At 68.0% G+C, this 9,826-nt stretch carries 11 protein-coding genes and 1 pseudogene; 9 read left to right on the top strand and 3 right to left on the bottom strand.

Annotation, left to right across the window (positions count from 1 at the left end; translation table 11 throughout):
* Positions 1 to 302 (bottom strand): annotated as a pseudogene (locus tag RR928_RS03310) (MarR family transcriptional regulator); the annotation flags it as partial.
* Between the two features lie 62 nt (positions 303 to 364).
* Between RR928_RS03310 and RR928_RS03305 the strand changes: the two are divergent.
* The 6 genes from RR928_RS03305 to RR928_RS03280 all read left to right on the top strand — a co-directional run bounded on the left by RR928_RS03305 (position 365) and on the right by RR928_RS03280 (position 4,930).
* Entirely contained in the window at positions 365 to 1,237 is an 873-nt protein-coding gene (locus RR928_RS03305; protein WP_332548221.1) for an EamA family transporter, read from the top strand.
* A 137-nt stretch (positions 1,238 to 1,374) separates the two neighbouring features.
* Positions 1,375 to 1,902 (top strand): DUF2796 domain-containing protein, encoded by a 528-nt coding sequence (locus RR928_RS03300; protein ID WP_332548220.1) that lies wholly within the window; start codon positions 1,375 to 1,377, stop codon positions 1,900 to 1,902.
* Positions 1,903 to 1,910: 8 nt separating this feature from the next.
* A complete protein-coding gene (locus RR928_RS03295; RefSeq protein ID WP_332533883.1) occupies positions 1,911 to 2,627 on the top strand; it encodes an ATP-binding cassette domain-containing protein in 717 nt (238 codons plus the stop codon).
* Positions 2,624 to 3,895, top strand: a complete 1,272-nt coding sequence (locus tag RR928_RS03290) for an ABC transporter permease (RefSeq protein WP_332681500.1) — start codon at positions 2,624 to 2,626, stop codon at positions 3,893 to 3,895. Before RR928_RS03295 ends, RR928_RS03290 begins: the two co-directional genes overlap by 4 nt.
* Positions 3,896 to 3,899: 4 nt before the next feature.
* Positions 3,900 to 4,460: a DUF3299 domain-containing protein gene (locus RR928_RS03285; protein ID WP_332533885.1), complete on the top strand. Its 561-nt coding sequence runs from the start codon at positions 3,900 to 3,902 to the stop codon at positions 4,458 to 4,460.
* A gap of 122 nt (positions 4,461 to 4,582) precedes the next feature.
* The gene (locus RR928_RS03280; protein WP_332533886.1) at positions 4,583 to 4,930 is read left to right on the top strand and encodes a serine/threonine protein kinase; all 348 of its coding nucleotides are present in this window, start codon (positions 4,583 to 4,585) and stop codon (positions 4,928 to 4,930) included.
* Positions 4,931 to 4,996: 66 nt separating this feature from the next.
* On the opposite strand, the gene RR928_RS03275 is transcribed toward RR928_RS03280, so the two are convergent.
* Positions 4,997 to 5,197, bottom strand: coding sequence for a hypothetical protein (locus tag RR928_RS03275; protein ID WP_332548217.1), 201 nt, complete (start codon positions 5,195 to 5,197; stop codon positions 4,997 to 4,999).
* 122 nt (positions 5,198 to 5,319) lie between these two features.
* Positions 5,320 to 6,756, bottom strand: coding sequence for a sensor domain-containing diguanylate cyclase (locus RR928_RS03270; protein ID WP_442881602.1), 1,437 nt, complete (start codon positions 6,754 to 6,756; stop codon positions 5,320 to 5,322).
* A gap of 208 nt (positions 6,757 to 6,964) precedes the next feature.
* Between RR928_RS03270 and RR928_RS03265 the strand changes: the two genes are divergently transcribed.
* The 3 genes from RR928_RS03265 to RR928_RS03255 all read left to right on the top strand — a co-directional run bounded on the left by RR928_RS03265 (position 6,965) and on the right by RR928_RS03255 (position 9,816).
* Complete coding sequence (locus RR928_RS03265; RefSeq protein WP_332533889.1) at positions 6,965 to 7,879, top strand: AraC family transcriptional regulator; 915 nt, start codon at positions 6,965 to 6,967, stop codon at positions 7,877 to 7,879.
* A gap of 167 nt (positions 7,880 to 8,046) precedes the next feature.
* Entirely contained in the window at positions 8,047 to 9,030 is a 984-nt protein-coding gene (locus RR928_RS03260; RefSeq protein ID WP_332681495.1) for a Bug family tripartite tricarboxylate transporter substrate binding protein, read from the top strand.
* 6 nt (positions 9,031 to 9,036) lie between these two features.
* Positions 9,037 to 9,816: an SDR family NAD(P)-dependent oxidoreductase gene (locus RR928_RS03255; protein ID WP_332533891.1), complete on the top strand. Its 780-nt coding sequence runs from the start codon at positions 9,037 to 9,039 to the stop codon at positions 9,814 to 9,816.
* The last annotated feature ends 10 nt before the right edge of the window (positions 9,817 to 9,826 follow it).

Below are 9,826 nucleotides of genomic sequence, written 5' to 3'. Positions count from 1 at the left end.
AGCCGCTTGAGCCTGTGGGTCATGGTGCCCGAAGTCACCATCAGCGTCGAGAAAAGCTCGGTCGGACTCAGGCGGCAGGGCGCGCCGCTGCGCCGCAATGCGGCCAGCATGTCGAACTCCCAGAGGCTCAGATCGAAGGCCGCGAAGCCGGCTTCCAATTGCTGCTCGAGCAGCGCCGCGCAGCGCTTGATCCGGCCTATGGGCCCCATGGGGCTGGCGTCCAGGTCGGGGCGTTCGCGTTGCCACTGCGCAAGGATGGCGTCGACGGCATCGGGCGTGCGGGAGCGGGTTTTTGTCTGCATATGTCTTGACTTCAAGATAACTGGCAAGCACAATCGATTTGTCTTGAGTTGAAGATACTAACATGCACCTCACCGCTTCCCTGCGCCACTGGCGCGACGTCCTGCTGACCGCGCTCGCGCCCGCGATCTGGGGCTCCACCTACATCGTGGCCTCCGAAATCCTGCCGCCCGACCGGCCTTTCACCGCGGCGCTGATCCGCGCCCTGCCCGCGGGCCTGCTGCTGTTGCTGTTCACCCGGGTGCTGCCCGCGCGGCGCGACTGGGCGCGGCTGCTGGTGCTGAGCGCGCTCAACATCGGCGTGTTCCAGGCGCTGCTGTTCGTCGCCGCCTACCGCCTGCCCGGCGGGCTGGCCGCGGTGCTGGGCGCGATACAGCCCTTGCTGGTGATGCTGCTGGCCTGGGCCGTGGACCGGCGCGCTCCGGCGCGGATCACGCTCTGGGCCGCGGTGGCCGGCGTGCTGGGCCTGGCCGTGCTGCTGCTGTCGCCGCAGACCGTGTTCGAGCCGGTGGGCATCGCCGCGGCCCTGCTGGGCGCGGCGTGCATGGCCGCGGGCGTCTGGCTCACGCGCCGCTGGCAGCTGCCACTATCGGTGCTGCCGCTCACGGGCTGGCAGCTGACGCTGGGTGGCTTGATGCTGGCGCCCATCGCCTGGCTGGCGGACGCGCCGCTGCCGCCATTGACGCCGCTGCAATGGACGGCCTATGCCTATCTGAGCCTGGCCGGCGCCTTGCTCGCCTATGCGCTGTGGTTTCGCGGCGTGGCGCGCCTGCCCACGGTCGCCGTGGCCTCGCTGGGTCTGCTGAGCCCGCTTGCGGCCGTGGTGCTGGGCTGGACGCTGCTGGGGCAGGCGATCACGGGCCTGGCGCTGTGGGGGCTGGTGATCGCGCTGGTCAGCGTGTTTGCCGTGCAATGGACCACGGCGCGCGGCCGCTGAGCGCTGGTTGGTGCGCGGTCTGCGCGCATGGCGCAGGTGTGAAATGCGCATATTTTTGTGATGCTATAACATCGGTTCCCGGTCCGGGCGCGGGTTTTGCCGCCGCGCCGGTCTTCTTCTGTGATCCGGAGTTGCCGATGTTCAAACCCTTTCTGACGCTGGTGCTGGCCGCCGCCGCGCTGTCTGCCGCCGCGCACCCGCATGCCCATACGCATGGACTGATGACGCTTGATGTCGCGGTCGATGCCCGGACCATCACGCTGGCGATCGCCGCGCCGCTCGACAGCTTTCTGGGCTTCGAGCGCGCGCCGCGCAGCGACGCCGAGCGCAAGCAGGTTGCCGACATGGTCGCGCGCCTCAAGGCCGCAGACCAGCTGTTCCAGCCCGACGCCGCGGCCGGCTGCAAGCTCGCCAAGGTGGATCTCGAATCCGCCGCGCTGGGTCTTGGCGCCGCGCATGACCATGGCGAGAAGAACGAGCATGCCGACATCGCGGTCGACATCGTCTTCAGCTGCGCCCAGGCCGCGGATGCGCGCTTCATCGACGTCAAGCTGTTCGACGCCTATCCGCGCCTGCGCAGCATCGACGCCCAGGTGGCCGCGCCCCAGGGCCAGTTCAAGCGCAGCCTGCGGCCGGCCGCCGCGCGGCTGGGCCTGACGCGCTGAGCGCCGCCATGCCGGCCGGTTTGCTCGAATTGCAGGACCTGCGCTTTGCCTGGCCGGGCAGCGCGCACGACTGCCTGGACATCGCCGCGCTGCAGGTCGCGGCCGGTGAAACCGTTTTTCTCCACGGCCCCAGCGGCTGCGGCAAGAGCACGCTGCTCTCGCTGCTCGCGGGCGTGCTGCTGCCGCAGTCGGGCCGCGTGGCGCTGGGCGGCGTGCACTGGGGCGATCTGCGCGCCAGCGCGCGCGACCGCCACCGCGTCGACCATGTGGGCTACATCTTCCAGCAGTTCAATCTGCTGCCGTATCTCACCGCGCTCGACAACGTGCTGCTGCCTTGCCGCTTTTCCACGCGCCGGCGCGAGGCCGCGGCACGCAACCAGCGGTCGCTGCGTGACGAAGGCCAGCACTGGCTTGCGGGCATGGGGCTGGACGCTTCGGTCTGGGAGCGGCCCGCGCAAACGCTGTCGGTGGGCCAGCAGCAGCGCGTCGCCGCGGCACGCGCTCTGGTGGGCCAGCCGGGCCTGGTGATCGCCGATGAGCCGACTTCGGCGCTCGACGAAGACCGGCGCGACATCTTTCTGGATCTGCTGCTGTCGGCCTGCGACCAGGCGCGCAGCGCGCTGGTGCTCGTGAGCCACGACCGGCGCATTGCGCAGCGTTTCGGGCGCGAGGTCTCGCTGCCGCAGATCAACCGCGCGGCGGCGGCCGCCGAGGGGGGCGCATGAAAGCCGGGTTCCTGCTGGGCCTGGCCTGGCGCAGCGCCTGGAACCGGCGCTTCACGCTGGCGCTGACCGTGTGTTCCATCGCGCTTTCGACCTTCATGCTGCTGGGCATGGAGCGCGTGCGCACCGATCTGCGCAGCAGCTTCAGTTCGGCGGTATCGGGCACCGACCTGATCGTCGGCGCGCGCACCGGCTCCACGCAGCTGCTGCTGTACGCAGTGTTCCATGTGGGCGCGGCGACCAACAATATCCGCTGGAGCAGCGTCGAGGCGCTGCAGAAGCTGCGCGGCGTCGCCTGGGTCGTGCCGCTGTCGCTGGGCGATTCTCACCAGGGCTTTCCGGTGCTGGGCACGACGCCGGCCTATTTCGACCATTTCCGCTATGGCGAGCAGCAGCCGCTCGCGCTGCGCGAGGGCCGGCGCTTTGCCGATCTCTACGATGTGGTGATTGGTGCCGAGCTGGCCGAACGCCTGGGCTATCGCCTGGGCCAGCGCATCACCTTGGCGCATGGCATGGGCGAAGTGCAGCTGGGCGGCGACCATGCCGACAAGCCTTTCACCATCACCGGCATCCTGGCGCGCACCGGCACGCCCGTCGATCGCACGGCGCACATCAGCCTCGAAGCGCTCGAAGCCATCCATGTCGACTGGACCGTGGGCGCGCCGCTGCCAGGGCGGCGCATAGACGCCGAGCAGGCGCGCGCCATGGATCTGACGCCCAGAAGCGTCACTGCGGCGCTGGTGGGCCTGCACAACCGCGCGGCCGTGTTCTCGGTGCAGCGCCAGGTCAACGGCTTCGGTGCCGAGCCGCTGATGTCCATCCTGCCGGGCGTGGCGCTCGACGAGCTGTGGGACGTGGTGGGCGCGGGCGAGAAGGCGCTGCTGCTGATGTCGGGCCTGGTGGCCCTGGTCAGCATGGCGGGGCTGATGTCGGTGATCCTCGCCGGGTTGAACGAGCGCCGGCGCGAACTCGCGGTGCTGCGCGCCGTGGGCGCGGGCCCGCAGCATGTGCTGGCGCTGCTGGCGCTCGAAGGCATGCTGCTGACGCTGGCCGGCATCGCCCTGGGCATCGTGGCGCTCGTGGCCGGCGTGGTGGCATCGAACCCCTGGCTGCAGGCAAATTTTGGCCTGACGCTGCATCTGGGGCAAACTACGCCCCTGCAATGGCTGCTGCTCGCCGGGTTGCTGGTTGCGGGTTGGCTCGCAAGCCTGCTGCCGGGATGGCGTGCCTACCGGCTGTCGCTGGCCGACGGCCTGTCTCCGAGAATCTGACGCCATGTTCACACCTCCTAGCTCCACCGCAATCTCCCGCCGCCGCCTGCTGCAAGGCCTGGCCGCCTCCCTTTGCCTGGGCGCCACGCCCTGGCTGCACGCCGCGTCGTTTGCGGAGATCAGCTGGGATGCGCTGGTGCCGCGCAACTGGGACCCGATGAAATCGTTCGAGGACCTGCAAAAGCTCAGCGCGCTGCCCGACTCCGATCCGCGCGTGCAGCAGCTCTACGACCGCATGCGCAAGGTCTGGGACGAAGCGCCCACGGTGGCTTCGTTCGACGGCCGCCAGGTCAAGATTCCGGGATTCATCGTGCCGCTGGACAGTGCCGACAAAGGCATGCGCGAGTTCCTGCTGGTGCCGTATTTCGGCGCCTGCATCCACACGCCGCCGCCGCCCGCCAACCAGATCATCCACGTGAAATCGGACACTCCGGTCAAGGGCTTCAAGTCGATGAGCGCGGTCTGGGTCAGCGGCACCATGGGGCAGGCGCGCGGCAATTCGGAGCTTGGTACCAGCGGCTACAGCATCCAAGCCAAGCGCGTGGAAAAGTACCGCGAGAAATAGCCGCTGCGGTCGGTCTGCTCCTACCTGCAGGAAGGTGCTGCACCGACCTGGGGGGCGCGCGCACGCGGTCACGCTAGTCGCTGAGCTGGCCAATGCCGGCCGTGCCCCAACTGGAGACCGCCATGCGCATACCGAACACCCATCCGCAAGACCTTGATCAGCCTGGAATCGACCGCAGCGAAGATGCCAATGCCGAGTTGCCGGAAGGCGAGGACATCAACGACCGACTGAGTGCCGAGACCGACGTCACCGACTCGCTCGACGATGCGTCGCTGCACCGCTTCGACGACATGCCGCAGGACGGGCCGCTGAACTTCGATGACGGCACCGACATGGGCCATCCGCGCGGCAACACCGCGCGCGAAGGCGGCACCTGGGAGGCCGAAGGCGGCGACAGCGGCGACATCAAGCCGCCGGCCGAACTGCATTCCGATCCCGGCAGCCCGAGCGAGCGCAAGAACCAGCGCTGAGACGCAGCGCAGACGGCAAGGGCACCGGCGCCCTTGCCGTTTTCAAGCCTGCGCTGCGGCAAGCGGTCAGCCCGCGCCGCGGTTGCCGCCGCCGCCGCCGTTCTGCCGCGACTGGTTCTGGTTGCCGCTGCCGACCTGCGATTCGCGGTCGCTGCGGCTTTCAGGCGTGCGCTGGCCTTCGTTTTTCTGCGTAGGCTCCTTGTTGCCCTGCTGGTTGTGGTCGTTTTCCACCTTGCCCTGGCCGGGTTGCTGCTTGTCTGTGGACATGCTGTTCTCCTGTGTAGATGCCGGTCGGATGACGCGAACACCCCCACTCTAGGCAGCAGCTCCCGGCCTGCAGGCAGGTGAGGGTGCCGCAAGCACGTCAGGCCTGACCGACAGCCACGGCTTCAGGACCCGCTGGACCCGAGCCTGCGGTCCGTCTCGCGTTCCCGGTAGAAACGCGCCTTGTCGGCATACATCGCCTGATCGGCGCGGTGGCCCACGGCTTCCATGGACGCGCCTTCCTGGCCGCACGCATGGCCCATCGCCAGATGAATGGTGTGGCCGGGATAGAACTGGTTGTTCATTTCGAGCAGCGACAGGATGCGCTCCTGCATGGCGATCGCGCCGCGCTCGTCGGTCGCGGGCAGCAGCACCATGAACTCGTCGCCGCCTATGCGCGCGACGCACGACGGATCATCGACGGCCTTGGCCAGCACTTCGCCCAGGCGACGCAGCATCGCGTCGCCCGCGGCATGGCCGTGCTCGTCGTTGACGGCCTTGAGGCCGTTCATGTCGATCGCGACCATGGCCAGCGGCCAGGGGCCCTTGCGCGACAGGCGGTTGAGCTCTTCCATGTAGAACGCGCGGTTGCGCAGCTGGGTCAGCACGTCGTGCTTGCCCAGGTATTCGAGATAGGCTTCGGCTTTCTTGCGCGCGGTGATGTCGACCAGCGACAGCAGCACCAGATCCCAGTTCTGCGCCTGGCTGACCATGATGGACAGCTCGAGGTGGATGTGCAGCGTCTCGCCGTTGAGCGCGTAGTTGACCACTTCGCGCTGCTGCACGAGCTTGCCGTCCCAGAGGTCCTGCAACTGCTCGGCAAACGAGTCGTACATTTCCCCGCGGAACACGCGTGACAGGTTGTGCAGCAGCTCGGGCTTGCTCTTCGCGCAGAACATCTCCAGCGTCTGCCGGTTGACGTCGATCACGCGGATTTCGCGCATGCAGCGCGTGACGAATTCCGGGTGGACCTTGAGGAACGTCCTGAAGTCGGTGATGCCGCGGGCGCGCACTTCATCGAGCAGCCGTTTGACCGCGCTGAAGTCCTCGACCCACAGCGACACCGGCGAATGCTCGAACAGATCGCGCGCATATTGCTCGCTGCGCTGCAACTGTTCCAGGCCTTGCACTTCGGCGGTCACGTCTTCGAGCGAGACCAGCACCCGGCTCCAGCTGTCTTCGTAGCCCGGCACCACGCGCGCGCGCACCTGGACGTCGAGCCGGCGGCCATCGAGTGCGTAGTTCACCGAGCGGGTCTCGAAGCCCTGATCGCCGCGCCACAGCGCGAGCAGTTCGACGAGGATGCTGTCGAGCATGTCGCCGCGGAAAACCTCGTGCAGCCGGCTTTGCAGCGTCTGCTGGTCGGGCGCCTTGAACAGGTCCAGCGTGTATTGATTGACGCGCAACACCTTGTAGGACTGGCTGCAGAGCTGCAGGCGCGTGGGATCTTCGCGCAGGAACGCGAGCAGGTCGGTGATGCCTTCGGCCCGCCATTGATCGAACAATAGCTTGAGCCCACTGTAATCCTCCATCCACAGGGATACAGGAGCCAGGTCGAACATGTCTTCAAAGTCCAGACCGGTTGCGAGAGAAATGGTCACCACTAACACCTCCGCTGACAATTATTGCCGACCTCGCGCGTGCAGCGCCATTTCCGTGGCGCGAGATGTTGCAGGCAGCGCAACGCCGCGGGTTCGCGAGAGGGTGACAGGGTTGCGCCAGGCTCTAAGATACCGCAATGTCCAGGGTGATTTTTCAGAAAGAGCCACCATGCCGTTGCTAGACGCCATGCCAGTGGATAGCCGTCGCTGGCGCGGCGCCGAGCGCGCGTTCATGGACGAACCGCTGGACGCCGTGCCGCCCGAGCAGGTCCAATGTTCGAGCGCAGGCCTGCCCTGGCATGGCATGTCGCTGTGGCACCAGCGCGCCGACGCCCAGGACCTGTACATTCCGCCCGCGGGCAAGCACTGCATCATCGTGCGGCGCGGCCCGTCCACGGGACTGCTGCAGCGCCATGGCAATGAAATGCACGATACGCGCTGGAATACCGGCGACATGGTGCTGCTGCCCGCGCATACGCCCAGCTTCTGGCGCACCGAACTGCCGCGCGACAACCTGCATCTGGACCTGTCGCCCCAGTGGCTGCAGAAAGTCAGCGGCGACGCGGGGCGGCCCATCGCCTTGCGCAGCTGCTTCGGCAAGAGCGATCCGCTGCTGACGCAGCTGGTGCAGGTGCTGCTGCTGGCGCTGAACGACAACAGCGGCCTGCAGCCGGCCTTTGCCGACGGCATCGCTTCCACGGTCGCCATCCATTTGCTCGAGCATTACCGTGCGCCCGACAGCGCACCGCCGCCTGCGGCGGCGCTGTCGGCGCGGCAACTGCGCCGCGTGCAGGCATTGGTGCGCGACAACCTCGACCAGCCGCTGACGACCGCGCTGCTGGCGGCCGAGGTGGAGTTGAGCGTGTTTCATTTTTCGCGCTGCTTCAAGGCCACCTGCGGCCTCACGCCCCACCAGTTCGTGCTGCAGCAGCGCATGCTGCGCGCGCGCGCGCTGCTGCGCGAGAGCGGCGCCGCCGTAGGCGACATTGCCGCGCAGCTGGGCTTTTCTTCGGGCTCGCATTTCTCGCAGGCGTTTTCTCGGCATTGGGGCATGACACCGCTGCGTTTCCGTATGCAGCACTGAAGCAGGCCCCGGGCGGCTTGGCCGCACGACGGCGGCCCATGCGCAGGATTTCGACAAACCGCGCAATCCGCCGGCATTCGCGCGCCGCGCGCTCTCCATACTGGCGCCTCGATGGTCAACCTGCAAAGCACAGGCGTTGACCCCTTCCCGACAATATGGAGACAAACATGATTTCACGGCGTTCCCTGCTGCTGACCGCTGCAGCCCTGCCCCTGGCTCCCGCGGCGTTCGCGCAGACGCCTGCGTTCCCGCGGCGCCCGGTGATGTGGGTCGTTCCCTACCCCGCGGGCGGCTTCGGCGACGCGGTGTCGCGCGTGCTCGCCCAGCATATGACCACCACGCTCAAGCAACCCGTGGTGGTGGAGAACAAGCCCGGCGCGGGCGGGCAGATCGCGGCCGCGCATGTGAAGCAGCAGCCGGCCGACGGCCATACGCTGCTGTACGGCGACATCGGTCCGTTCGCGATGAATGCCGCGCTGTATCCCAAGCTCAACTACAACACGCTCAAGGACTTCCAGCCCGTGAGCCGGCTGCTCACGTCCAGCCTGCTGCTGGTCGTGCCGCCGGGCAGTCCCTACAAGTCGCTCGACGATCTGCTCAAGGCCGCGAAAAGCCGGGGCGCCGGATCGGCCATCACCTATGGCTCGTACGGCATGGGCAGCCAGCCGCATATCTGGATGGAAATGCTGCAGCGCGAAACCAAGGGGCACTTCCAGCATGTGGCCTACAAGGGCGCGGCGCCGGCCGTGCAGGACCTGATGGGCGGACATATCGAAGTCATGCTCGATGTTGCGGCCAACAGCCTGCCTTATGTGCAGGAAGGCAAGCTGCGCGCGCTGGCCGTGGTCGGCGCCGACAAGCGGCTCGAGCGCCTGCCGCAGGTGCCCACGCTGGCCGAGCTGGGCCTGCCCGGGCTCAACGCGCCGGGCTGGACCGGCGTGGTCGTCAAGGCGGGCACTCCCGCCGATATCGCCGCGCAATTGCACCAGGCCGTGGTGCAGGCCGTTCAATCCGACGAGATCAAGCGCCGTTTCGGTGATCTGGGCGTCACGCCCGCGCCGCAGTCGCCCGCCGATTTCGCGCGCTTCATCCAGACCGAGACCGAGCGCTGGGGCAGCGTGATCCGCAGCGCGGGCGTGGTGCTGGAGTGACGGCCCATGGCTTACTCCCTGTTTGATCTGCGTGGCAAGGTCGCGATGGTGACCGGCGCCACGGGCGGCCTGGGCCAGGCGATCTGCGCGGCGCTGCGCGCGCATGGCGCCAAGGTGCTGGTGTCGGACCACGACGCCAATGGCTGCGCCCGCCTGGCGCAGGCCCTGGCCGGCGACGGCGGCCAGGCGCATGCACTGCCCGCAGACCTTGCCGATATCGCCGGCCTGGGCGACTGCGCCGCGCGCGCGCTGGCCTGGCAGGGCCGGGTGGACATCCTGGTCTGCAATGCGGGCGTCCAGGGCCCGGCCGGACCGTTGGCCGCGGTCAGCGACAGCGACTGGCAGCAGGTCATGGACATCAATCTGCGCTCCGCGGTGGAGCTCACGCGCCACCTGCTGCCGGCCATGGCCGCTGGGAGTGGTGGCGGCAGCGTGGTGCTGATGGCCAGCATTGCTGGCCTGCGCGGCAACAAGGCGATAGGGCTTTACGGCCTGTCCAAGGCCGCGCTGGCCCAGCTGGCGCGCAACCTGGCTGTCGAATGGGGGCCGCAGGGCATACGCGTCAATGCCATCTCGCCGGGCCTGATACGCACGCCGCTGGCCGCGCAACTGCTGGACAACGCCGACTTCATGCCGCGGCGCCTGGCGCTCACGCCGCTGCGGCGCGTGGGCGAGCCCGATGAGATCGCGGGCGCGGTCGTGCTGCTGGCCAGCCCCGCCGGCGCGTTCATCACGGGCCACAACCTGGTGATCGATGGCGGCACCACGATATCCGACGGCAACTGACTTCAGGGAA

Source organism: Comamonas sp., assembly GCF_036666375.1.
GTDB lineage: Bacteria > Pseudomonadota > Gammaproteobacteria > Burkholderiales > Burkholderiaceae_C > Comamonas.
This window is presented reverse-complemented; position numbering and strand designations above follow the sequence as displayed.

Excerpts from the sequence above, each read along its gene's own strand:
- RR928_RS03305 (WP_332548221.1), top strand. The coding sequence starts at position 365 with ATGCACCTCACCGCTTCCCTGCGCCACTGGCGCGACGTCCTGCTGACC.
- RR928_RS03300 (WP_332548220.1), top strand. The coding sequence starts at position 1,375 with ATGTTCAAACCCTTTCTGACGCTGGTGCTGGCCGCCGCCGCGCTGTCT.
- RR928_RS03295 (WP_332533883.1), top strand. The coding sequence starts at position 1,911 with ATGCCGGCCGGTTTGCTCGAATTGCAGGACCTGCGCTTTGCCTGGCCG.
- RR928_RS03290 (WP_332681500.1), top strand. The coding sequence starts at position 2,624 with ATGAAAGCCGGGTTCCTGCTGGGCCTGGCCTGGCGCAGCGCCTGGAAC.
- RR928_RS03285 (WP_332533885.1), top strand. The coding sequence starts at position 3,900 with ATGTTCACACCTCCTAGCTCCACCGCAATCTCCCGCCGCCGCCTGCTG.
- RR928_RS03280 (WP_332533886.1), top strand. The coding sequence starts at position 4,583 with ATGCGCATACCGAACACCCATCCGCAAGACCTTGATCAGCCTGGAATC.
- RR928_RS03275 (WP_332548217.1), bottom strand. The coding sequence starts at position 5,197 with ATGTCCACAGACAAGCAGCAACCCGGCCAGGGCAAGGTGGAAAACGAC.
- RR928_RS03270 (WP_442881602.1), bottom strand. The coding sequence starts at position 6,756 with ATGTTCGACCTGGCTCCTGTATCCCTGTGGATGGAGGATTACAGTGGG.
- RR928_RS03265 (WP_332533889.1), top strand. The coding sequence starts at position 6,965 with ATGCCGTTGCTAGACGCCATGCCAGTGGATAGCCGTCGCTGGCGCGGC.
- RR928_RS03260 (WP_332681495.1), top strand. The coding sequence starts at position 8,047 with ATGATTTCACGGCGTTCCCTGCTGCTGACCGCTGCAGCCCTGCCCCTG.
- RR928_RS03255 (WP_332533891.1), top strand. The coding sequence starts at position 9,037 with ATGGCTTACTCCCTGTTTGATCTGCGTGGCAAGGTCGCGATGGTGACC.